This window comes from Agromyces sp. Leaf222 (assembly GCF_001421565.1).
Classification (GTDB): Bacteria; Actinomycetota; Actinomycetes; order Actinomycetales; family Microbacteriaceae; genus Agromyces.
Genome location: NZ_LMKQ01000001.1, coordinates 3,168,538 through 3,190,952, shown reverse-complemented (window position 1 = coordinate 3,190,952; position 22,415 = coordinate 3,168,538). Strand labels below are relative to the sequence as shown.

The following is a 22,415-nucleotide window of genomic DNA, read 5'->3' as shown; positions in this document are numbered from 1 at the left end:
CCGCGACGCTGCTGGTCCCGGTGAACCCACGACGGCGAGCGGATGCCGCGGGCCGGCGCTCGCCGCGGCATCCGCTCGCCCGGGTTCAGCGGTCGAAGACCCGCAGGTTCGCGCGCTTCAAGCTGCCGACCGTCGAGATCGCCGTCGCGTCGAGGCGCGTTGCCGCCTGAACCTGCTCGGCGAGCCGAACCTGCTCGGCGAGGCGCACCTGTTCGGTGAGGCTGGCCTGCTCGGCGACCCGAAGACGCTCGGTGACCTTGAGAGTCTCGGCGGCCTGCAGCGACTCGGCAGCCTTGAGCTGCTCGGCGATCCGCAGGCCCTCGGCGACCTTCAGCGTTTCGGCCCGCTGGAGCTCCTCTGCGCGCTCGAGCACGACCGCGTCGCCGAACTCGATCTGCAGGCGCGTGATGTCGCGCGGGTCGAACTTCGGATCGGGGGTCGGCTTCTCGAACTCCCCGGGCTTCACGCGGATGTCGAGGTCCTTGATGCGTCGGGTCCAGCAGGCGACGACCTTCGGGAAGTCGTCGCCGTTGTACCCCTCGAACCAGCCCTCTGCCTCGAAGCGCGTCTGCCCGATGGCCGCACCGCTCTGATCGGTGACCGTGCAGACCACGTCGGCGCCCAAGCGGATGCCTCCCGGCGAGGTCAGCCCGAGCTCGAAGGTGACCGGGTCGACCGTGGTGTCGACCGCGAACGTGGAGCCGTCGAACGGCACCTGCACGACGCCGTTCCCAGTCGGGACCGGTACGCCGCCGACCGTCCAGGTCGCCGTCGGCGCGGTCGCGGCGGGCTGCCCGATCCCGCCGAAGCCGACCGTCGAGACCGTGAAGATCTCGAGCGTGGAGGTCGCATACGTGCCACGGCGAACCGTGTCGCCGCACGGCGTCTGCTCGGTCGTCTCGGTGCCGACGACGCCGAGCGTGTCCTCGTTGCGCAGGCGCGACGCCACCGTCACCGTGCGGTTCGCCGGCCCGTTCGAGACGCGCAGGTCGACCCAGGTGTGGTCGACATCGACGCCGACGATCGTGACGGTGAGGTTGCTCGAGTCGACCGCCACATCGGTGTCGATCGAGTTGAGCGGCACGACGCCGCGGTACCAGATGCGCGGACCCGTGCCAGGGACATCCGTCAGCGAATGCACCAGGACGCCCTCGCGCGACAGGTCGGTGCCGACCGGGTCGAGGCCGGCGTCCCATCCGGTGGCCGTGCGGAACTCGACGTAGATGCGGCCGAGCCCGCTCGAGGGCTCGCCTGCGGGGTGGAGGATGAGCAGGGTCGGCTGGCGGCCCGAGCCCTGGCGCGCGACATCCGCCGATGCGCTGCGCAGCCGCACCGAGACGGAGCCCGTCGTCGGGAACGGGCGCTCGACGACCGAACCGGCCATCGCGTCCGGCAACTGCCGATGCAGGTGGGCGCGCGAGAGGTTCGGACCGGCCGAGCCGAATGCACCGGGCGTCGGCCATCCGGTGACCGCCGGGATGCTGCGCGTCGGCGTCGACTGCCAGCGCGGGCCGGTGCCGAGCCACCTCGAGCCGAACGAGGCCGACGACATGACGTCGAAGGGCGAGCCGTACACGGGATCGGCGACGATGGTCGCGTCGTTCGGATCCCAGTCGGCGCCGTTGTTCAGCAGACCGTAGCTGTGCTCGAAGCCGATGACGTGCCCGACCTCGTGCGTCATGAACGTGTGGTCGCTGGAGGCGATCGGAAGCGCGGCGATCGGGAAGCCGCGGACGTTCGGATTGGCGCCGCCGTCGAAGCTCTGCGTGATCGTCGCGGGTTCACCGGGCTGCCCCGCCTTCGGATTCGGGATCTGGCGCGTACCAGGGTAGGTGAGCACGACCACGCCCGCGAAGCCCGCGAGCGGGTCATGGCCCGGGAACTTCGCACGCAACGCGTCGATCGCGAGCTCCGCCTGTGTCTCGCGCCGCACGCTGTCGCCGAGGGTGATGTCCACCCAGGGCATGAGGGCGGAGTCGACGAAGTCGAGGTGCCGACGGGTGGTGTCCTCCCAGTAGCGGAGTACCGACGAGGAGCCGACCATGAAGAGGTCGATGAAGGGCTGGTCGCCGACCAGGGGTGCGGCACCGTCGTGGCGCGCCCTGATCACGGCGATCTTCGTGGGCTTGGTCATGCGCCGATCCTCCGGGCTGCGCCGGGGCGCTGGATCAGGAGCAGCCCTGAGTTCGCAGGCCGCACGTAGGCTTGGACGCATGAGCGCCGAAGCCGTCATCGTCGATGTGATCCGCACGCCGGTGGGCCGGGGCAAGCCGGGCGGCATGCTCTCGGGCGTGCACCCGGTCGACCTGCTGGCGGGTGTGCTCGACACGCTCGTCTCCCGCAACGACCTCGACCCGGGGCTCGTCGACGACGTGATCGGCGGATGCGTCAGCCAGGTCGCCGAGCAGTCGTACAACGTCACCCGCAACGCCGTGCTGGCCGCGGGGTTCCCCGAGCACGTGCCCGGCACGACGATCGACCGCCAGTGCGGATCGAGCCAGCAGGCGGCGACCTTCGCCGCCCAGGCGGTGCTCGCCGGACAGGCCGAGATCGTGATCGCCTGCGGGGTCGAGTCGATGAGCCGCGTGCCGCTCGGCTCGAGCGCGGCCGGCGCCGACCCCTACGGGTCGCGCATCGCCGCACGCTACCCCGACGGCCTCGTGAACCAGGGTGTCTCGGCCGAGCTCATCGCGGCCAAGTGGGGCCTCTCGCGCGACGACCTCGACGCGTACGCGGCTCGCTCGCACGCGCTCGCCGCGGCGGCGGGGCAGTCCGGCGCGTTCGCGACCGAGGTCGTGCCGGTGCCCGGCGTCGACGGCCTCGCCGACGAGACCGTGCGGCCCGCGACATCCGCCGCCTCGCTCGCCGGGTTGAACCCGGCGTTCCGCACCGATGCCCTCGCCGACCGCTTCCCCGACCTCGACTGGCGTATCACGCCCGGCAACTCCTCGCCGCTCACCGACGGAGCCTCGGCCGCCCTCATCATGAGCGCCGATGCCGCGTCGAAACTCGGGTTGGTGCCACGTGCGAGGTTCCGCTCGTTCGCCGTCGTCGGCAGCGACCCGCTGTACATGCTCACCGGCGTGATCCCGGCGACCGAGCGGGTGCTCGCGCGGGCCCGCCTCGGGCACGACGACATCGACGCCTACGAGGTCAACGAGGCGTTCGCGTCGGTTCCGCTCGCCTGGCTCGCCGAGACCGGGGCGGATGCCGCGAAGCTCAACCCCCGCGGCGGCGCCATCGCCCTCGGCCACGCGCTCGGCTCCTCGGGGACCCGTCTGCTCACGACCCTCGTGAACCAGCTCGAGGCCACCGGCGGACGCTACGGACTGCAGACCATGTGCGAGGGCGGCGGCATGGCCAACGCCACGATCATCGAACGCATCTGACCACCACGGCGCAGCCGACCACCACGGCCCAGCCGACCACGACGGCCCAGCCGACCATCGGCGCAGCCGACCCACCACGAAAGGACCCGAATCCATGCAGCTGACCGACGCAGGCGCGATCGTCACCGGAGGCGCCTCGGGGCTCGGGCGCGGCACGGCCGCCGTGCTCGCCGCGGCCGGAGCCGAGGTCGTCATCCTCGACCTCCCGGGCTCTCCCGGCGAGCAGACCGCGAGCGAACTCGGCGCGAACGTGCGCTTCGCGCCCGCCGACGTCACCGACGAGGCGTCCGTGCAGGCCGCGATCGACCTCGTGCTGGAGCGCGCGCCGCTCCGGGTGGCCGTGAGCTGCGCCGGCATCGCGACGGCCGGACGCACGGTCGGGCGCGACGGCCCCCTCGCGCTCGACGCGTTCGAGCGCACCATCCGCATCAACCTCATCGGCACGTTCAACGTCGCGCGCCTCGCGGCGGCGGCCATGGCGGCCAACGAGCCGGTGCTCGTGCAGGCGCTGCCGGGGGTGCCCGAGACCGCCGAGCGCGGCGTCATCGTCAACACCGCGTCGGTCGCCGCGTTCGACGGCCAGATCGGCCAGGCCGCGTACTCGGCGTCGAAGGGCGGCGTCGCGGCGATGACCCTGCCGCTCGCCCGCGACCTCTCGAAGCTGCTCATCCGGGTCGTGACGATCGCGCCCGGCATCATGCAGACGCCGATGATGGCGGGCATGCCGCCCGAGGTGCAGGCCTCGCTCGAGGAGCAGATCCCGCATCCGTCGCGCATGGGCACGCCCGCCGAGTATGCGGCGCTCGTGCGGCACATCGTCGAGAATCCGCTGCTGAACGGCGAGACGATCCGCCTCGACGGCGCGATCCGCATGCAGCCGAAGTAGCGGGTCGAACCGTCGGTCGCCGCACGCGACGGCGAACACGACGAGGGGCGGATGCCGCGGCATCCGCCCCTCGTCGTGTGCCGGTTCTCGGAGGCAGGCGCTCAGCGCCCGGTGCTGCGCTGGGCCGGGCGCGGGCTCCGGTTGCCCGGGAAGTCGAGCGTGCCGCGGCCCCCGCCCCGCGCAGCCTTGATGATGCCGTCGATCGCATCCCACGCGCTGACCCCGATGACGCCCGCGACGAAGAGCACCGAGAGCACCCACTCCGCATCGGCGTCGAGATGCGGCTCGACCACCGCGAGGAACTCGGGGCTGAACAGCCGTCCCTCGACGAAGAGCCAGACGACGGGGATCGCGAACGCGGCGTTCAGCGCGACGTTGACGAGGGCGTTGGCCCAGTTCCAGTCGCTGCGGTAGATCCACACCGCGAAGGCGGCCTCGAGCGCGATGAGCGCGAACAGGTACGGCAGCCAGAACGACCACAGGTCTGGCGCGAGCAGCGGCACCGAGGTGCGCTCGCCATCGGCCCACACGATGCCGAACTGCTGCCATACGAGGAACCCGGCGGCGATCACGAGCCAGACCAGGCTCGCGATGAGGTCGGCGCGGCGGTGCGGGCGCCGCACCTCGGGCAGCTGCGGGAGGTGCTCGGGCGTCCAGCCGAGCTCGTCATCGGTGCCCGTGCCGTATCGCTCGATCAGGGCGAACACGACAGTCGTCCAGAACGCGAGCTGCACCGCGACGTTGATGCCGATGCCGATCGCAGCGCCGATGATCTCCCACCCACCGCCCGCGATCAGCAGGCCGAGCGCCGCCACCGCGGCGACCGTCGCGGGCACGAACGACTCGAGGAAGAGCAGGAGCCGCTTCCAGATGAGGAAGTACCGCGGCCCGATCAGCACCAACGGGCGGTCGCTGTAGGTCGCCGCGAGCGACGCGGGGTGGCCGAGCTCGACGAGCGCGTCGCGCTCGGCGGTCTCGGGCGTCGAGGCGCCCGATTCGATGCGGGCGTCGATCGTGTCGGCGACGCGCTCGGCGAGGTCGCGCGAGAGGTCCTCGCGCTGCGAGGCGGGAAGGCTGCGCGTGGCCGCGAAGAGGTAGCGGTCGGTCAGCTCGGTCATGATGCGTCTCCAGAGGTCAGTCCGCCGAGGGCGTCGTCGATGCGGCGCCAGTCGGTCATGAGTGCGACGGCGAGGGCGTCGCCGGTGGGGCTCGTGCGGTAGAACTTGCGGGGCCGGGCCTCGTCGGTGTTCCACTCGCTGGTGAGCAGGCCCTGCTTCTCGAGTCGTCGCAGCAGGGGATAGAGCGTGTTGGCGTCGACGAGGATGCCGAGGCCGTTCAGCGACTCGAGCAGCGCGTACCCGTAGTCGGGGGTGCGCAGGCGAACGAGGCACGCGAGCACGACGGTGCCGCGGCGCAGTTCCTGCAGGTGCGCGACGGTCGTCTCATCGGGGTTCATGCGTCACACGATACTGTGCGTCGCACACTATTGCAACAGTCACTTCATAGTGACGGATGTCGCGATGGCCAAGGGTCGAGGGCTCGGCCGAACTCCGGATGCCGCGAGCCGGCGTCCGGCGCGTCGCGCCATGCCCGCGGCGTTTCGCCCGCCGCATCCGGAGTTCTGGCGTGCTGTGCCGGGGTGCTGGCCGTGCCCGACTACTGCTCGGCGTGCGCCTCGAGGAACGCGTACACCTCGGCGTCGTCGACGCCCGGGAATGTGCCCGACGGCAGCGGCGACAGCACATGCGCGTGCAGGCGGGCGCTCGGCCACGCGCGGCCCGACCAGCGCTCGGCGAGCTCGCCCGGCGCCCGGCGGCAGCACGCCTCGTCGGGGCACGTGGAGACCGCGCGAAGGGTGGTCTCGCGGCCGCGGAACCACTTGGCCTGCGCGAACGGCACGCCGACCGAGATCGAGAACTCCGCGGCATCCGTTCGCCCGGTCTGCGTGGCGCACCAGAACGTTCCCGCCGGGGTGTCGGTGTACTGGTAGTTCTCGGTCGTGCGGTTCGTGTGCTCGAACGCCGTGCGCGCGCTCCACTTCTTGCACACCCACTGGCCCTCGATCGAGCCCGTGACGTCGGTGGGCAGCGGCAGCCCGTCGTTCTCGTAGCCCTTGAGCAGCGCGCCGTCGCCGGCCACCCGCAGGAAGTGCACGGTCATGTCGAGGTAGGTCGTGCCGAGGTTCGTGAACCGCAGCGCCGCGGCCTCGTGCGTGACGCCGAACGCGTCGCGGAAGTCCTCGATGGCCAGCCGCTTCTCTTTCTTGGCCTGCTGCAGGAACGCGACCGAGGCGTCGCGGGGCATGAGGCAGGCCGCGGCGAAGTAGTTGATCTCGAGCCGCTGCCAGAGGAACTCGTCGTAGCTGGCCGGCGGCTGGTGGCCGAGCAGTCGGTGCGCCATGGCCTGCAGCGCCATCGAGCGCAGGCCGTGCCCGCCGGGGATCGATGCCGGCGGCAGGTAGATGCGCCCGTTCGAGAGGTCGGTGATCGACCGCGTCGAGTCGGGCAGGTCGTTGACGTAGATGAGCTGGAACCCGAGGCGCTCGGCCATGACGCTCACCTCGCGGTGGGTGACGGCGCCGGTGCGGTGCCCGGCGGCGCGCACCTGTTCCTCGGCCAGCTGCTCGATGTCGGGCAGGTGGTTGGCGCGTTCGCGCATGCGCTCGCGCAGGTCGGTGTTGGCCCGACGAGCCTCCTCGGGCGTCGCGATGGCCTGGCTCGCGCGACGCTGCAGCTCGCGGTGGAGGCCCACGATGGCCTCGAGCGTCTCGTCGCCGATGCCCCGCCCCGCGCGGATCGCCGGGAGTCCGAGGCTCGCATAGAGCGGGCTCGCCTGCGCGCGGCCGAGCTCGAGCTCGAGTGCCGCCCGCGGGCTCGGCGCCTCGCGGGCGAGCAGGTCTTCGAGCCCGACGCCGAACGCGGTCGCGAGCGCGTCGAGCGTGGAGAGCTTCGGCTCGCGCTTGCCGTTCTCGATGAGCGAGAGCTGCGAGCCCGCGAGCCCGACGGCGTCGCCGGCCTGATCGAGGGTCATGCCGCGCTCGCCGCGGAAGTGACGGATGCGCTGACCCAGGGTCGCGAGATCAGTGGTTCTGGCCTTCATGCCTTAAGCCTATAGAAAGAACAACGCTTCTTAACGTCCTGATTGGCCGTTCGGATGTCGCAATCCGGCGCATTCTGGAAACACGAACCGATTCCGGACCGCCGCCGAGCGGCCCCGGCACACAGAAGGGACGACGATGACCATCTCCGAGTTCACGCCCGGCACCGAGGCATCCGTCGAGGCAACCGCCACCGACAGCGCCCCGATCGCAGCGACGACCGCCCACGGCCTCGCGCACGGCACCACCGACCCCGACCTGCGCGCCTGGGTCGCCGAGGTCGCCGCCCTCACCAAGCCCGACGAGATCGTCTGGTGCGACGGATCCAAGCACGAGGCCGACCTGCTCACCAAGCAGCTCGTGGCCGAGGGCAAGCTCATCAAGCTGAACCCCGAGTGGCGCCCGAACAGCTACCTCGCCCGCACCGACCCGCGCGACGTCGCCCGGGTCGAGGACCGCACCTTCATCTGCTCCACCTACGAGGAGGACGCCGGCCCCACGAACAACTGGCGCGACCCGAAGGCCATGCGCGGCGAGCTCGACGACGTCTTCGACGGCTCGATGAAGGGCCGCACCATGTACGTCGTGCCGTTCTCGATGGGACCGCTCGGCGGACCCATCAGCCAGCTCGGCGTCGAGATCACCGACTCGCCCTACGTCGTCCTCTCGATGGGCATCATGACCCGCATGGGCGAGCAGGTCTACCGCCTCATCGAGGCAGGCGAGCCGTGGGTTCGCACCGTGCACTCCGTCGGACACCCCCTCGTCGACGGCATCGGCCACCGGGTTCCCGAGGTCGACTGGCCGTGCAACGAGACGAAGTACATCGTGCAGTTCCCCGACTCGCGGGAGATCTGGTCGTACGGTTCGGGCTACGGCGGCAACGCCCTGCTCGCCAAGAAGTGCTTCGCACTGCGCATCGCGAGCGTCATGGCTCGCGACGAGGGCTGGCTCGCCGAGCACATGCTGCTCATCAAGATCACCTCGCCCGAGCAGCGCACCTACCACGTGGCTGCGGCATTCCCGTCGGCATGCGGCAAGACGAACCTCGCCATGCTGCAGCCCACGATCCCCGGCTGGAAGGTCGAGACCATCGGCGACGACATCGCCTGGATGCGCCCTGGCGACGACGGCCGTCTCTACGCGATCAACCCCGAGGCCGGGTTCTTCGGCGTCGCGCCCGGAACCGGAGCGTCCACGAACCCGACCGCGGTCGACACCCTCTGGGGCAACACGATCTTCACGAACGTGGCGCTGCGGCCCGACGGCGACGTCTGGTGGGAGGGGCTCACCGACACCCCGCCGGCCGAGCTCACCGACTGGGAGGGCAACCCGTGGACGCCGGCATCCGGTCGCCCCGCGGCGCACCCGAACTCGCGCTTCACGGTGGCCGCGGCCCAGTGCCCGCAGCTCGCCGACGACTGGGACGCCCACGACGGCGTGCCGATCGACGCGATCCTCTTCGGCGGGCGCCGCGCGACCAACGTGCCGCTCGTGGCCGAGGCCCGCAGCTGGAAGCACGGCGTCTTCATGGGCGCGACCATCTCATCCGAGCAGACCGCGGCCGCCGAGGGCACCGTCGGCGAGCTGCGCCGCGACCCGTTCGCGATGCTCCCGTTCTGCGGCTACAACATGGCCGACTACTGGAGCCACTGGGTCAAGATGGGCCGCACCCTCGGCACGAACGCGCCGCGCATCTTCCAGGTGAACTGGTTCCGCAAGGCCGCCGACGGCTCGTTCCTCTGGCCCGGATTCGGCGAGAACGCCCGCGTGCTCGAGTGGATCGTCGGCCGCATCGAGGGCACCGCAGAGGTCGAGGAGACGCCGATCGGCCTGCTGCCGGCCTCCGGCGCCCTGAACGTCGACGGACTCGACCTCACCGACGAGGCGCTCGAGCACCTGTTCGACGTCGATCGCGACTCCTGGCTCGCCGAGTGCACGCTGACCGAGGAGTACTTCGAGCAGTTCGGCGACCGCGTGCCTGCCGCCCTGCGCGCAGAGCTCGCGAGCCTGCGCTACCACCTCGAGCACCAGCCGGCCTGACCGCCGGTTGCCCGGCGGTCGCTGAGCGGCCGGTCAGGCGATGCGCCCCGCCGTGTGCGGGGCGCATCGCCGCGCGCGGTGCGAGACCGTGCGACCGTGCGACCGTGCGCCCGTCGCGTGGAGAGCGGATGCCGCGGGCCGGCGTGCACGGGAAGGTGCGCCGGCCCGCGGCATCCGCTCTCCACGCCGCCTGCGCCGGGACCCGGCAGGTCGCACGCCCGAACCGCACCAGCGCCGCTAGCGTGTGGCGCAAGGGGGCGACATGGAGTTCGGCACGTTCATCGAATCGGTCGGCGAGGTCATCGACGTGCTCGGCGTCGTCGCGATCGTGCTGGGCGTCCTCTACGCGAGCCTCGACGCCGCGCTGCGCGGGGTGCGGCGGCGCAGCCCGATCTACACGCGGTTCCGGCGCGTGCTCGGTCGGGCGATCCTGCTCGGGCTCGAATTGCTCGTCGCCGCCGACATCATCAAGACCGTCGCGGTGACCCCGACCCTCGAGTCGGTGGGCGTGCTCGCGATCATCGTGCTGATCAGGACGTTCCTCAGCTGGTCGCTCGAGCTGGAGATCTCGGGCCGATGGCCGTGGCAGAAGGGTGCGGTGTCGGGCGACGCGGACGAGGGCGCTGCGGTGGCGGGCGGGAATGCTCCCGCCGTCGCGACCGACCCCAGCTGACCCTCAGCCGCTCTCACCCCATCCCACCTCCCTGGTCTCGCAGGCGCGCCGTGGCGAGCCCGCGAGGGGTCACGATCTGCTGGAATCGCGACGCGGGAAGCAGCACATCGTGACCGCTCGCGGTCAAACGCCCGGCGTGCCTCTGCGTGTCCGCGCGGCCAGTGCCCGCGCCACGACGGCGACGACCTGATCGGGACGGGCGAACTGGGCCGCGCCGATTCGGAAGCAGATCCAGCCGAGCCCCTGAAGCCGGTTGAACCGGTCGACGTCGTGCGCCCATTGCCCGCGATCGGTTCGATGATGGTCGCCCTCGTACTCCAGCAGCACACGGTGCTCGACGAACGCGAGGTCCGCGGTCGCCACTGCCCGACCATACGGGTCGCGCACCACATGAGCGGCAACCGGCCGCGGCAGTCCCGCGGCGATGATGCAGAGGCGCAGCCGAGTCTCGCGTGACGAATCGGCGTCTTCGATCGCCTCGTCGAGTGCGATGCGCAGAGAGCGGATGCCGCGGGCGCCGCGATGACGGAGCAGCATCCGTTCGAGCTGGTGCACCGTCGCGAGTGGGTGCCGCGTCCAGACGAGACGGTCCGCCGCGACGGTGAGGTCCTCGACGTCGCATCCGACCGACGCGAGGTCGAGCCACGTGCGCGCCGGAGACGTCACCTCGAGGCCATCGACCGTGACGAGTTCGTCGCGCCCCAGATCGAGGCGGTGTCCGCGCACCCCGTCGCCTCGCGGGCGCGGCAGCTCTGCTCGAACGGCCAGGTCGATGCGCTCGCGTTCGATTCGGGTGCGAGGCTCGACCTGCAGGATCCAGAATGCAGCTGCGGTGAAGTGGCTCAGGAACGCGCCCGGGTGGCGCGAGCCGAGCATTCCGGCACGGGCCACCAGATCTGGCGCGAGCCCACGCGGGTGACGGATGCCGCTCGCCGGCGTCCGCAGGTCGGCCGCGCGCAGCCGCGTGAGGCTCACACCTGCGGCGCGTGCCTCGCGGACGGTGAATCCGCTCGAGGCGAGCGACGCGGGAAGGGGTGTAGGGCGTCTCGGCATCCGACGAGCGTGACGGCGCGGGCGTCACCGTCGTGCGCGCCTCACTGCCCGCGGCCTGAACTCACTGGCGGACCCGCCTGTGCAGGACGGCTTGAGGCCCCGCCCGCGCCCGGGCGCCGCGCCGCGCGCCGCGCGTGCCGCCCGCCGCCCGCCGCGCCGCGCGCCGCGCGTGCCGCCCGCCGCCCGCCGCGCGCCGCGCCGCGGCGCGCCGTGGCGAGCCCGCGACCGGTCACGATCTGCTGGAATCACAGGGCATGAAGCCGCAGATCGTGACCGGTCGGCGAAGAAGAGCGGCGTGTCCGCCACGGCGTGACGCCAAGTCCGTCGCCGCGGGGGAGTGGCGCCCCGGTCTGCCTCACTCCAGGTGCCCGAGCACCCGCAGCAGCGCGGTGGGTGCGTAGCGGAACTCGACGGTGCCGGTGGCGCCGGGCTCGGCGGGACCGATCCAGGTGCTGGATCCCTCGTGCACGCGCACCCAGCCGTTCTCGAACAGCACCTCGGTGCCGACGACGAACGCCATGGCGGGCGACTCGCCCTGGCGCACGGCGATCGAGCCCTCGAAGACCTGCGACGCCGAGGCGTCCTGGTCGGCGCGGCAGGCCACGCCGACGAGCGGGCGCAGGATCGGCGTGCGGAATCCGGGGGCGTCGAACGGGCTGGCCTTCGCGACATCCGCGACGACGCCGAAGTTCACGCTCGTCGACACGAGGCTGAGGTCGGCCTGCCCGTCGAGCACGAGGCGGCTCGACACGCGGAAGCGGTAGAAGAGGCGGCCCGACTCGCGGGCCGGCGGCAGCACGGCGACGCTGGCCCAGTTGCGCGACCAGTTGAGCGGCCCTTCGCCCCGGGTGGGCGGGTCGTAGAGCGAGGCCGTGACGCGCACGGCGCCGTCGGGCGCCGACGACGAGGACTTGAGCCCCGACGTGCCGCGGTCGCCGGCGGGGGCGACGTCGCGCACCGGCGTGAAAGCCGGCAGGCGCTGCGGCTGCCAGGTGCGCAGCCACGCCTGCAGGCTGGACTGCACGCGGTCGAACGGGTCGCCGAGGCCGCGACGCGCGGCGCCGTCTTCGGCGACGGCGTTCGGCAGGTCCTCGATGAGGTCGACGGGCAGGCGGTCGGCGTTCGATGCGGCACGTGCGTCGCGCACGTCGCGTGCGTCTCGCAGGTCGGTCACGGGGGCGATGCTCATGGTGGGGCTTCCTTCGGTGCGGTGGCAGTCGGCATCCGAGATCCGGACGCAGAACCACACGTTACGAAGCGGCGTGCCGACCTCCATCCGAGCAGGCCCTGAGGAATGCCCGGGTCAGCCCCGAGATCTGCGCCTCCTCAACGCCGAGATTCCGCCGTCATCCCGCCCGGGAACACGGATGCCGCGGCGCATCACTCGCGCCGCGGCATCCGCCCCTCTGGTGGGCGACTCAGACGAGCAGCTGGTGCTCCGCGAGCTCGCGGTAGAGCGGAACCGAGGAGACGAGCTCGCCGTGCGTGCCCTCGCCGATGACGCGGCCGTCGTCGAGCACGACGATGCGGTCGGAGTCGATGACGGTCGACAGGCGGTGGGCGATGACGATGAGCGTGCGCCCGGCCGAGACCTGGTCGATGGCCTCGCGCATCATGCGCTCGTTGACGCCGTCGAGCGAGGACGTCGACTCGTCGAGCAGCAGGATCGGCGGGGCCGCGAGCAGGGCGCGGGCGATCGCGAGGCGCTGGCGCTCGCCGCCCGAGAGCATGATGCCGTCTTCGCCGACCGCGGCGGAGAGGCCGCGCGGGTCGCGGTCGAGCACCGAGCCGAGGTTGACGGCGCGCAGCACGTGCTCGCACTCGTCGTCGCTGGCGTCGGGGCTGCCGAGCAGGAGGTTGTCGCGCAGCGTGCCGGCGAGCACGGGGGCGTCCTGCTCGACGTAGCCGATCTGCGCGCGGAGGTCGGCGCGGTCGAGCGAGCGCACGTCGAGGCCGCCCATGCGCACGGTGCCGACCGAGGGGTCGTAGAACCGTTCGATGAGCGCGAGGATCGTCGACTTGCCGGCGCCGGAGGGGCCGACGAGGGCGATGCGCTGCCCGCGCGGCACCTGGAACGAGACGCCGCGCAGCACGGGCTGGCGGTCGGTGACCGAGGGCTCGACCACCACGGAATCGGCCGAGTCGTTCGCCGGGTCTGCGGGGTCGCTTCGGGTCGCCGCGTAGGCGAAGTGCACGTCGTCGAAGCTGATCGCCGCGGCATCGGGGAGCACGCCGGCGTTGGCCTCGCCGACCATGAGCGCGAGGGGGGCGAGCTCGCGGTCGTGCGTGCTCTCGTCGGGCAGGTCGAGGATCTCCTGGATGCGTCCGAGCGCGCCGAGCGCCTGGTTGACCGACGTGATCGCGCCGAAGAACAGGCCGAGCGGCATGATCATCATGAACAGGAACAGGATGAACGACACGAGGCTCGCGACCTCGATCGCGCCCGATGCGACGCGGAACCCGCCGACGCCGAGCACCACGAGGAACGACACCTGCATCGCGATGCCGGCGACCGGCACGATGAGCGCCGAGATCTTCGCGACGTTGACGCCCATCTGCCAGGCGCCCTCGGCCTCGCCGTCAATGGTGCGCGCCTCGCGCTCGGTCGCCCCGGCGGCGCGGATGGTGCGCACGGCGCTGATCGCGCGTTCGACGGAGGCCGCGACGTCGCCGACCTTGGACTGCGCGGCGTGCGAGGCGTCGCGCACCTTGCGCGAGAGCAGGGTGACGGTGGTGATCGCGATGAGGACGACGAGGAGCGTCAGCCCGAGCAGCACCGGGTCGATGATGAGCATCGCGATGAGGGCGCCGATGAACGTGACCGTGCCGCCGATGGCCTCGACGAGGCCCTGTGTGAGCACGGCCCGGAGCATCGTGGTGTCGCTGCCGACGCGCGAGACGAGGTCGCCGGTGCGGCGCGTGTCGAACTCGGAGATGGGCAGGTTCAGCAGCTTCGCGACGAGGCGCTTGCGACTGGAGAGCACGATGCCTTCGCCGGTGCGCTGCAGCAGGTAGTGCTGGTATCCCGAGATGACGCCGCTCACGATCACGAGCGCGACGAGGGCCCACACGATCCCGCCGAGCGGGTCGCCGGCCTCGACGACGGTGATGACCCGCCCCACGAGCAGGGGCTGGGCGAGGCTCGTGAGCGCCCCCACGATGGAGAGGGCGGCGACCCAGATGAGCACGGGGCGGTGCTCGAAGATGAACGGCAGCAGTTGCCGGAACGACGCACGGGGGCCGTCGGTCTTCGTGGGGCGGGCGAAGGGATTGCGTCGAGGGGCGGTGCGGTTCTGGGTCTGGCTCATCGTCTCTTCCTGGGCGAGGCGGCGGATGTCGATGCGACCGGATTCCGCACGGTTCGCCCCGAACAGCCTACGTCGCTCAGCTGCGCCCGTATTTCTTGTGCACCGCCTGCTTGGAGACCTCGAGGGCGAGGGCGATGAGCTGCCAGCTCGATCCGCCGGCTCGGGCCCGGCGCACGGCGACGGCCTCGGCGCGGTCGAGCGCGAGGTTCACCTCCACGCGTGCGTGGTGGAGGTCGCGGAGCGCCCGGTAGGGGTCGTCGCCGTCGGCCGCGGCGATCGCGGTGCGGAGGGTGGTGTCGTCCATGACGTCAACCGTAGTTGACGCTTCGCCCGTTCGTCAACTCAGATTGACGATCGATCGGCGCCCGCCGCCGATCCCGCCGCCGCCGATCCCGCCGCCTGCGCGCCTGGCTGCGTGAGCACGGATGCCGCGACGCGATGCCCGGCCAGGGCGGCCGCCGCGGCATCCGCCCCGCGAATGGTCGCAGCGAGGAACCCGGCTGCGAACGCGTCGCCCGCGCCCGTGAGGTCGCGGATGCCGGTGACCGGCTCGACGTCCACCCGCGCGGCCAGGCGGCCGTCGACGATCACGTCGGTCGGCAGTGCGCCGTGCTTGACCACGACGGTCGGGGCGACGGATGCCGCGAGCGGGCCGCCCCCGGCCAGTCCGAGCAGTGCGGCCTCGTCCTCGTTGGCGAAGAGCACGTCGGGCCGGATGCCGCGAACGAGGTCGAGCGCGAACGCCACGCCGAGCCCCTCGAGCAGCCCGGTCGACGAGGCGTCGATCGAGACCCCCGTGCCGCCGGTCCGCGCGAGGCCGGCGAGCCGGGCCAGTTCGCCGCGCATGGGCTCGCGTTCGAACCCGTAGGCGGGCAGGTGCAGCCAGGCGGCGCCGTCGAGCCACGCCGGATCCACGTCGGACAGCTCTGCGGAGGCGCCGCGATCGGGGTACATCGTGCGCTCGCCGTCGACGTCGACGAGCAGCACGACGGTTCCGGTGCGTCCGGCGTGCTGCACGCGCACGTCGACCCCGCTCGCGGCGAGGGCCGACTCGAGCGCGTCGCCCGCGGCATCCGCTCCGACGCGGCCGATGAACCGCGTCGGAACGAGCCCGGCCGCGAGGGCGGCGACGTTCGCCGCGCTGCCGCCGCGAGCGCGATGCACGCGCGCGGCCGTGTCGGTCGCGTGGTGCACGGGCTCGCTCGCCCACACCACGATGTCCTCGACGAGGTCGCCGGCGACCGCGAGCACGCCGCCCGCGCCGCCCGCGCCGCCCGCGGCGCCCGCGGCGCCCGCGGCGCCCGCGCCGAGGCCGTCGACGGCGGGCGCCGCGCCCGGCACGCCGGCCTCACCCCGCGACGGCACGCGCGATCTCCGCCCCGAGCGCGACGTTGCCGCGGTACACCTCGAGGTTGACCTCGAGGCTCTCGCCGCCGGTCGCCCGCTGCACGAACTCGAGCAGGAACGGCGTCGTGTCGTGCCCGGTCACGCCCTGAGCGGATGCCGCGGCCAACGCCTCGGCGAGCACGCGGTCGTGGATCGCGGGGTCGAGCTGCTTCGCCGCATCCACCGGGTTGGCCACGAGCACGGCCTGCGGCAACCCGAGCTCGTCGCGTGCGAGCGCCAGCGCCGCGGCATCCGCCGGGCTCTCGACGCGGTAGTCGAGCGCGAACCCGGAGTCGGTGACGGTGAAGGCCGGAAACCGCGAGGTGCGGTAGCCGACCACCGGGATGTTCAGCGTCTCGAGCCGTTCGAGGGTCGCCCCGATGTCGAGGATCGACTTGACGCCGGCGCTCACGAGCGTGATCGGCGTCGTGGCGAGCGTGCCGAGGTCGGCCGACTCGTCGAAGCTCTCGCTCGCGCCGCGGTGCACGCCGCCGAGGCCGCCGGTCGACATCACGCGGATGCCGGCGCGATGCGCGAGCCACGCCGTCGCCGCGACGGTGGTGCCGGCGTCGAGCCGCTTCGCGCGGGCGATCGGCAGGTCGCGCAGGCTCGCCTTGACGACGGCTCGCGCTCCGCTGCCGGATGCCGTGCAGAGCCGCTCGATCTCGTCGGGGGAGAGGCCGACGACGGGCCTGCCGTCGACGACGCCGATGGTGGCGGGCGTCACGCCGAGGTCGCGCACCCGGGCCTCGGACGCGAGCCCGACCTCGAGGTTGCGCGGGCTCGGGAGCCCATGGGTGAGGATCGTCGACTCGAGCGCCAGCACCGGCCGGCCCGCCGCGAGCGCGTCGCGGACCTCGTCGCCGATGCGGATGCCGGGGGCAGGTGTCTGCATGGGCGTCATCGTATGGCGGGGGTCGCCGCCCGAGGTCCGACGGCCCGCCGTGCGGCGTGTTTCCGCGTGTGACGGCGGCAGGCGACATCCGAGGGACGCGAGCGTAACGTGGCCGCATCGAACCCGGAGAACCCCGAGGAGCCCTCATGTCGCACCGCGAACCGCACGCCGCCGCCACGCCCGTCACGGGTGCGGTCATGGGCATGCGCGGCTGCGAGCACCCGGGGGCGTGCTCGAGCGAGCGGGCCGGCCACGGGCTGAACGCCGTGCAGCAGCGCCTCGCCACGGTGGCCGCGAGCAAGTGGATCGACGCGATCGTCACGTCGGTCGACGCGAACGGGTTCGCCTGGCTCGCGACGCTCGACGGCGGCATCCGCCGCGTGTGGCAGCACGACGCGTTCGCGGGCGCGCTGCAGGTCGGCGACCCGGTCGCACTGCACGGCGTCTACGGCGTGCTCGCCGCGGGCGCGCAGCAGTTCAGCGTCGCCGACGCCTGAGGCGCCAGGCGGCGTGCACCGCGAAGCTCCCGCACGCCGAAACCGAAACGGACGGCTCACGCCATCGGCATGGCCTCGCTCATCATGCCCATCATCTTCTCCATCGCCATGACCAGCTGATCGCAGGCCATCGCGCACATGCGGCAGTGCTCGCTCATCTCGGCGTGCATCATGCACTCGGCCGAGCAGGCGCGCGCCATCATGGTCGTCGACTGCATCATCGACATCATCACGCCCATGTCCCAGCCGTGCATGCGCAGCATCATCCGCATCATGGTGTCGCACATGTCGGCGCAGTTCGAGCACATCGACGCGCATCGGCCCATGCCCTCCGCGGCGTCGGCATCGGCGCACATGACGCACGCCTGCATGCAGGCCGAGAGGGCCTCGAGACACTCCTGCATCATCATCGGGTCCATGCCGCTCATCGGCATCTCCGACGACGACATCGCGCCCTTCATCATGTCCATCGTCATGTTCATCGCTGCACGCTCGCTTCCGGGCTCCGAGTGCCGGCCGGCGGCGGCGGATGCCCCGGCTGCCCTGTTACGTCATGTTACGTCGGGCCGGTTCGGCCGTGAAGGGGTGCGCGTGACGTTCGTGTGAACGCTCGCTCACACCGGCTCCGACCGCACGGCAGAGGGGCGGATGCCGCAGCACCCGCCCCTCGTCACGCATGACGGATGCCGCGGCATCCGTTCGACCGAACGCTACGCGTCGATGTCGACGTCCTTCGTCTCCTTCGAGACGATCAGCGCGATGAGCGTCAGCACGGCCATGACCGACAGGTAGATGCCGACCCAGAACGGGCTGCCGCCCCCGGCCTGCCAGAGCGCGACCGCGATGAACGGCGCGACCGCGGCGCCGAGGATCGACGAGACGTTGTACGAGATGCCGGACCCGGTGTAGCGCACGTTCGTCGGGAAGAGCTCCGGCAGCAGCGCGCCCATCGGGCCGAACGTGAGGCCCATGAGCGAGAAGCCGACGACGAGCCAGGCCATGACGCCGGCGAACCCGGCGTTCAGCAGCGGCACCCAGAGCAGGCCGAAGACGATGATGCCGAGCGTGACCCAGATGAGCGTCTTGCGGCGTCCCCATCGGTCGGCGAGCGGCCCGGACACGAGCGTGAACACGCCGAAGAACAGCACGCCGCCGATGAGCATGAGCACGAACGTGCTGTACGAGTAGCCGAGGCCGGGCAGGGCGCCGTCGACCGCCTCGACCGGGGCGCGGCCGTAGCTCAGCGAGAACGTCGTCATCAGGTAGAAGAGCACGTAGGTCGCGAGCATGAAGAACGTGCCGAGGATCAGCTTGCGCCAGTGGTCCTTGAAGACCGTGGCCAGCGGCAGGCGCTTCAGCTTGCCCTGCTCGGAGGCCTTCGAGAACGCGGTCGACTCGACGAGGCGCAGTCGCACCCAGAGGCCGACGATGACCATCACGACCGAGAACAGGAACGGGATGCGCCAGCCCCAGTCGAGGAACGCCTGCGACGGCATCGACGGGTCGTCGGACGGGAGCACCGCGGCGATGACGAGGAACAGGCCGTTCGCGATGATGAAGCCGATCGGCGCGCCCAGCTGCGGGAACGTGCCGTACCAGGCGCGCTTGCCCGCCGGGGCGTTCTCGGTCGCCACGAGCGCGGCGCCCGACCATTCGCCGCCGAGCGCGAAGCCCTGTGCGATGCGGAGGATCACGAGGAGCAGCGGAGCCAACCAGCCGACCATCGCGTAGGTCGGCAGCACGCCGATGAGGAACGTCGCGATGCCCATGGTGAGCAGGGCGGCGACGAGCGTCGCCTTGCGGCCGTGCTTGTCGCCGAGGTGGCCGAAGACCACGGCGCCGAGGGGGCGCGCGACCATGGCCGCGCCGAACACGGCGAACGAGGCGAGCAGCGCCGTCGTGGGGTCGCCGGTCGGGAAGAAGAGGTGCGGGAAGACGAGCACCGCGGCCGTGGCGTAGACGTAGAAGTCGTAGAACTCGATCGTCGTGCCGATGAGGCTCGCGAGCACCACGCGACTGCGCGGATTGGCGGGGGTGTTCGGTGCAGAGGATGCGGCCGTGGCCGCGGATGTTGCTGACATTGCTGTCGAGGACTCCAGTGTGGTGACGGAACACTGCACCACGAGGCGGTCGGTCTGGCGTTGAGCGGGGCAGGCTGTTGGGAATCGTCGCTTGTGGCAACCGGCCCAGCCTACGCTCGGCTCCCTCGGCCCCCGTGGCCGGGAAGCGGGGGATGCGACGAGCGGCGCGGATGCTGCGACGAACGGTCGCCCGGGCCTAGCGCCAGATGACCGCGATGGCCGCGTTCAGCAGCGTCAGGATGCCGATCGCCCAGAAGAGTCCGCGCGGCACGGCCTCGTTGCGACGCTGTCGTGCGGAGCCGATGCCGATGAGGGCTCCGATCACGATCAGCACGACGAGCTTCGTGCCGATCTTCACGTAGTTCAGCTCGTACGAGATGCCCCACGGGGCGGCGAGCGCGAGACCTGCGACTCCGGCGATCAGCAGTCCCCAGTTCATGAGGCGGGTGACGCCGTACCGGCGGTTCACCGCCTCGACCGCCCAGGCGCCGAAGAGCAGGGCGAATCCGACGAGGTGGATGAACACGACGATGTGGCGCAGGGTCTCCATATGGCGAGTCTAGATTCTACGGAGCGTCGAAGTCGACCCGACGAGTGCGTCGAACGCCGGCCGGTGCCGTCTCGAGCGCCGGTCGACGCCGCCGGTCTCGAGACGCTCCTGCGGCGCTACTCGGCAGACGACCACACCGCGCGCAGCGCGCGAGCGGTCGCGATCGCGGCCTCGGCGGCCTCGCGGCCCTTGTCCTCCTTCGAGCCGGGCAGGCCGGCGCGGTCGAGACCCTGCTGCTCGTCGTCGAGTGTGAGCACGCCGAAGCCGACGGGCTTGCCCGTGTCGAGGGCGACCCGCGTGAGGCCGTCGGTCGCGGCCGCCGAGACGTACTCGAAGTGGGGCGTGCCGCCGCGGATGATCACGCCGAGCGCGACCACCGCGTCGGCGCCGGCCTCGAGGACCGCCTTCGACACCACGGGCAGCTCGAAGCTGCCGGGCACGCGCACGAGCGAGAACGACGCGCCGGCCGCCTCGAGGGTGCGCGTCGCGCCGGCGATGAGCGCGTCGGTGATCTCGTCGTGCCAGCTGCCGGCGACGATGACGACCTCGAGTCCGGTGCCGTCGATGTCGAGGGTGGGGGAGCCTGCTCCGCTCATGATGCGTGTCCTTCCAGAAGGGCCTCAGCCGCGGCATCCGCGAGCTGGGCGTCGTCGATCGCGTGGCCCATGCGGCGACGCTTGGTGTCGAGGTACCCGGTGTTGACCGCGCCGACGCCGACGACGAGCGGCAGCCGCTCGGTGACCGCGATGCCGTGGGCTTCGAGCTGCCGCACCTTCTCGGGGTTGTTCGTCAGCAGTCGCACGCGCTCGATGCCGAGGTCGGCGAGGATGGCGCTCGCGGCGCGGTAGTCGCGCGCGTCGGCGGGCAGGCCGAGCGCGACGTTCGCGTCGAGCGTGTCGAGGCCGTCCTCCTGCAGGCGGTAGGCCCGCAGCTTGTTGATGAGGCCGATGCCGCGCCCCTCGTGTCCGCGCAGGTAGACGACGACGCCTCCGAGACGCTGGATCTCGCCAAGGGCCGCGTCGAGCTGCGGCCCGCACTCGCACTTCAGCGAGCCGAACGCCTCGCCCGTGAGGCACTCGGAGTGCACGCGCACGACGGCGCCCGCGGCATCCTTCGCCGGTTCGCCGGAGATGAAGGCGACGTGGTCGGCGCCCGTCTCCTGGTCGCGGTAGGCGCGCACGCGGAAGTCGCCGTGCACGGTCGGCAGGCCGGTCTCGACCTCGAAGCTCACCCGCGAGGACTCGGGCACCGCGGTGAGCACGGGGCCGGCGAGGTCCTGCCCGGCGTGCCAGGTCGAGAGCCAGTCGATGAGGGCCGCGACCGTCGTGACCGGCAGGTGCTCGCGCTCGCCGAACTCGATGAGGCCGGGCAGGCGCATCATGTCGCCGTCGTCGGTCACGATCTCGCCGATGACGCCGACGGGGGAGAGCCCGGCGAGGCGCATGAGGTCGACGGCCGCCTCGGTGTGCCCCGCGCGCTCGCGCACGCCGCCGTCGACGGCGCGCAGCGGGATCACGTGGCCGGGCCGCACGAGCCGGTCGGGCGTGGATTCGGGGTCGGCCAGCACGCGGAGGGTGTGCGCCCGGTCGGACGCGCTGATGCCGGTCGACGTTCGGTCTGAGGCGTCGACCGTGATCGTGTACGCCGTGCTGCGCACGTCTTCGTTGCGCGCGACCATGAGCGGCAGCTCGAGGCGGTCGGCGAACTCGTTCGGCATGGGCGCGCAGAGGTAGCCGCTCGTGTGGCGCACCATCCAGGCGATCCACTCGCGCGTGGCGAACTCGGCGGCCATGATCGCGTCGCCCTCGTTCTCGCGCCCTTCGTCGTCGGCGACGATCACGGGCTTTCCGGCGCGCAGCGCCTCGAGCACCTCGGGGATGGTCGCGAGACTCATCGTGCAGCTCCTGTCGTGGCGGTCTCGGGCTCTGCCGGTGCCGACGGCAGCGATCGGTGCGCGTCGAGGCGCAGCATCCGCTCGACGTGCCTGGCGAGGATGTCGGTCTCGATGTTCACGCGGTCGCCGACGGCGAGGCCGCCGAGCGTCGTCGCCGTGAGGGTCTCGGGGATGAGCGAGACCTCGAACCACGAGCCGTCGACCTCGTCGCCGAGCCCGCTGACCGTGAGCGACACCCCGTCGACCGCGATCGAGCCCTTGTCGACGACGAGTGGCGCGTGCGCGGCGTCGAGCGAGAAGCGGATGACGCGCCAGGCGTCGCCGGGGCGTACCTCGAGCACCGTCGCGGTGCCGTCGATGTGGCCCTGCACGATGTGCCCGCCGAGGCGGTCGCCGACGAGGGCGGCGCGCTCGAGGTTGACCCGGCGGCCCGCCTCGACCGTGTCGAGCGTCGACATCTCGAGGGTCTGCGCCATCACGTCGGCCGTGAACGACTCGTCGTCGAACGCGACGACCGTGAGGCACACGCCAGAGACCGAGATCGAGTCGCCGTGCTTCGCGCCGGTCACGGCGAGGGGGCCGCGCACCGTGAGGCGTGCGGCGTCCGCGCTGTGCTCGACGCCGGTGACGGTGCCCAGGTCTTCGATGATTCCGGTGAACATG

General features: G+C 71.8%; 22 protein-coding genes. 6 read left to right on the top strand and 16 right to left on the bottom strand.

The window, feature by feature from the left end; all coding sequences use genetic code 11:
• Nucleotides 1-85: 85 nt before the first annotated feature.
• Nucleotides 86-2,134 carry a hypothetical protein gene (locus ASE68_RS14225; RefSeq protein WP_055859955.1) on the bottom strand — a complete coding sequence of 683 codons (2,049 nt, stop codon included), beginning with the start codon at nt 2,132-2,134 and terminating at the stop codon, nt 86-88.
• Between the two features lie 79 nt (nt 2,135-2,213).
• Between ASE68_RS14225 and ASE68_RS14220 the strand changes: the two genes are divergently transcribed.
• On the top strand, nt 2,214-3,389 hold the full coding sequence (locus ASE68_RS14220) for an acetyl-CoA C-acyltransferase (protein WP_055859952.1): 1,176 nt from the start codon (nt 2,214-2,216) through the stop codon (nt 3,387-3,389).
• A gap of 94 nt (nt 3,390-3,483) precedes the next feature.
• Complete coding sequence (locus ASE68_RS14215) at nt 3,484-4,275, top strand: SDR family NAD(P)-dependent oxidoreductase (protein WP_055859949.1); 792 nt, start codon at nt 3,484-3,486, stop codon at nt 4,273-4,275.
• A gap of 101 nt (nt 4,276-4,376) precedes the next feature.
• On the opposite strand, the gene ASE68_RS14210 is transcribed toward ASE68_RS14215, so the two are convergent.
• The 3 genes from ASE68_RS14210 to ASE68_RS14200 form a co-directional block, all read right to left on the bottom strand.
• Nucleotides 4,377-5,393: a permease prefix domain 1-containing protein gene (locus ASE68_RS14210; RefSeq protein ID WP_055859946.1), complete on the bottom strand. Its 1,017-nt coding sequence runs from the start codon at nt 5,391-5,393 to the stop codon at nt 4,377-4,379.
• Nucleotides 5,390-5,731, bottom strand: coding sequence for a PadR family transcriptional regulator (locus tag ASE68_RS14205; RefSeq protein ID WP_055859943.1), 342 nt, complete (start codon nt 5,729-5,731; stop codon nt 5,390-5,392). Before ASE68_RS14205 ends, ASE68_RS14210 begins: the two co-directional genes overlap by 4 nt.
• A gap of 200 nt (nt 5,732-5,931) precedes the next feature.
• Nucleotides 5,932-7,374 carry a helix-turn-helix domain-containing protein gene (locus ASE68_RS14200; RefSeq protein WP_055859941.1) on the bottom strand — a complete coding sequence of 481 codons (1,443 nt, stop codon included), beginning with the start codon at nt 7,372-7,374 and terminating at the stop codon, nt 5,932-5,934.
• 136 nt (nt 7,375-7,510) lie between these two features.
• On the opposite strand from ASE68_RS14200, the gene ASE68_RS14195 reads away from it, so the two are divergent.
• Together ASE68_RS14195 and ASE68_RS14190 are read left to right on the top strand one after the other, a co-directional pair.
• The gene (locus ASE68_RS14195) at nt 7,511-9,415 is read left to right on the top strand and encodes a phosphoenolpyruvate carboxykinase (GTP) (protein WP_082462268.1); all 1,905 of its coding nucleotides are present in this window, start codon (nt 7,511-7,513) and stop codon (nt 9,413-9,415) included.
• A gap of 262 nt (nt 9,416-9,677) precedes the next feature.
• Complete coding sequence (locus ASE68_RS14190; RefSeq protein WP_055859939.1) at nt 9,678-10,088, top strand: DUF1622 domain-containing protein; 411 nt, start codon at nt 9,678-9,680, stop codon at nt 10,086-10,088.
• Nucleotides 10,089-10,211: 123 nt separating this feature from the next.
• Here the strand turns inward: ASE68_RS14190 and ASE68_RS14185 are convergent, their stop codons facing one another.
• The 6 genes from ASE68_RS14185 to ASE68_RS14160 all read right to left on the bottom strand — a co-directional run bounded on the left by ASE68_RS14185 (nt 10,212) and on the right by ASE68_RS14160 (nt 16,730).
• Nucleotides 10,212-11,141: a hypothetical protein gene (locus ASE68_RS14185; RefSeq protein ID WP_157421662.1), complete on the bottom strand. Its 930-nt coding sequence runs from the start codon at nt 11,139-11,141 to the stop codon at nt 10,212-10,214.
• Nucleotides 11,142-11,496: 355 nt separating this feature from the next.
• Complete coding sequence (locus ASE68_RS14180; RefSeq protein ID WP_055859934.1) at nt 11,497-12,330, bottom strand: hypothetical protein; 834 nt, start codon at nt 12,328-12,330, stop codon at nt 11,497-11,499.
• Nucleotides 12,331-12,559: 229 nt separating this feature from the next.
• Nucleotides 12,560-14,449 carry an ABC transporter ATP-binding protein gene (locus ASE68_RS14175; protein WP_055859930.1) on the bottom strand — a complete coding sequence of 630 codons (1,890 nt, stop codon included), beginning with the start codon at nt 14,447-14,449 and terminating at the stop codon, nt 12,560-12,562.
• Between the two features lie 76 nt (nt 14,450-14,525).
• The gene (locus tag ASE68_RS14170) at nt 14,526-14,753 is read right to left on the bottom strand and encodes a hypothetical protein (RefSeq protein WP_055859927.1); all 228 of its coding nucleotides are present in this window, start codon (nt 14,751-14,753) and stop codon (nt 14,526-14,528) included.
• 38 nt (nt 14,754-14,791) lie between these two features.
• Nucleotides 14,792-15,814 (bottom strand): carbohydrate kinase family protein, encoded by a 1,023-nt coding sequence (locus ASE68_RS14165; RefSeq protein ID WP_235480863.1) that lies wholly within the window; start codon nt 15,812-15,814, stop codon nt 14,792-14,794.
• Nucleotides 15,798-16,730 (bottom strand): pseudouridine-5'-phosphate glycosidase, encoded by a 933-nt coding sequence (locus ASE68_RS14160; RefSeq protein WP_055859924.1) that lies wholly within the window; start codon nt 16,728-16,730, stop codon nt 15,798-15,800. Before ASE68_RS14160 ends, ASE68_RS14165 begins: the two co-directional genes overlap by 17 nt.
• A gap of 146 nt (nt 16,731-16,876) precedes the next feature.
• Between ASE68_RS14160 and ASE68_RS14155 the strand changes: the two genes are divergently transcribed.
• On the top strand, nt 16,877-17,227 hold the full coding sequence (locus ASE68_RS14155; protein ID WP_055859921.1) for a hypothetical protein: 351 nt from the start codon (nt 16,877-16,879) through the stop codon (nt 17,225-17,227).
• Nucleotides 17,228-17,283: 56 nt separating this feature from the next.
• Here the strand turns inward: ASE68_RS14155 and ASE68_RS14150 are convergent, their stop codons facing one another.
• The gene (locus ASE68_RS14150; protein ID WP_200921717.1) at nt 17,284-17,655 is read right to left on the bottom strand and encodes an aldehyde dehydrogenase; all 372 of its coding nucleotides are present in this window, start codon (nt 17,653-17,655) and stop codon (nt 17,284-17,286) included.
• On the opposite strand from ASE68_RS14150, the gene ASE68_RS20440 reads away from it, so the two are divergent.
• Complete coding sequence (locus ASE68_RS20440) at nt 17,645-17,833, top strand: hypothetical protein (protein ID WP_162238227.1); 189 nt, start codon at nt 17,645-17,647, stop codon at nt 17,831-17,833. The genes ASE68_RS14150 and ASE68_RS20440 overlap by 11 nt on opposite strands.
• A 104-nt stretch (nt 17,834-17,937) precedes the next feature.
• Here the strand turns inward: ASE68_RS20440 and ASE68_RS14145 are convergent, their stop codons facing one another.
• From ASE68_RS14145 to ASE68_RS14125, 5 genes are all read right to left on the bottom strand, one after another.
• Nucleotides 17,938-19,308 (bottom strand): MFS transporter, encoded by a 1,371-nt coding sequence (locus tag ASE68_RS14145; protein WP_055859918.1) that lies wholly within the window; start codon nt 19,306-19,308, stop codon nt 17,938-17,940.
• Between the two features lie 196 nt (nt 19,309-19,504).
• On the bottom strand, nt 19,505-19,858 hold the full coding sequence (locus ASE68_RS14140; RefSeq protein ID WP_055859907.1) for a hypothetical protein: 354 nt from the start codon (nt 19,856-19,858) through the stop codon (nt 19,505-19,507).
• Nucleotides 19,859-19,974: 116 nt separating this feature from the next.
• On the bottom strand, nt 19,975-20,454 hold the full coding sequence (gene ribH, locus ASE68_RS14135) for a 6,7-dimethyl-8-ribityllumazine synthase (protein ID WP_055859905.1): 480 nt from the start codon (nt 20,452-20,454) through the stop codon (nt 19,975-19,977).
• Nucleotides 20,451-21,752 (bottom strand): bifunctional 3,4-dihydroxy-2-butanone-4-phosphate synthase/GTP cyclohydrolase II, encoded by a 1,302-nt coding sequence (locus ASE68_RS14130; RefSeq protein ID WP_055859901.1) that lies wholly within the window; start codon nt 21,750-21,752, stop codon nt 20,451-20,453. The genes ribH and ASE68_RS14130 overlap by 4 nt, the downstream gene beginning before the upstream one ends.
• Complete coding sequence (locus ASE68_RS14125) at nt 21,749-22,414, bottom strand: riboflavin synthase (RefSeq protein ID WP_055859898.1); 666 nt, start codon at nt 22,412-22,414, stop codon at nt 21,749-21,751. Before ASE68_RS14125 ends, ASE68_RS14130 begins: the two co-directional genes overlap by 4 nt.
• Nucleotide 22,415: the final 1 nt, after the last annotated feature.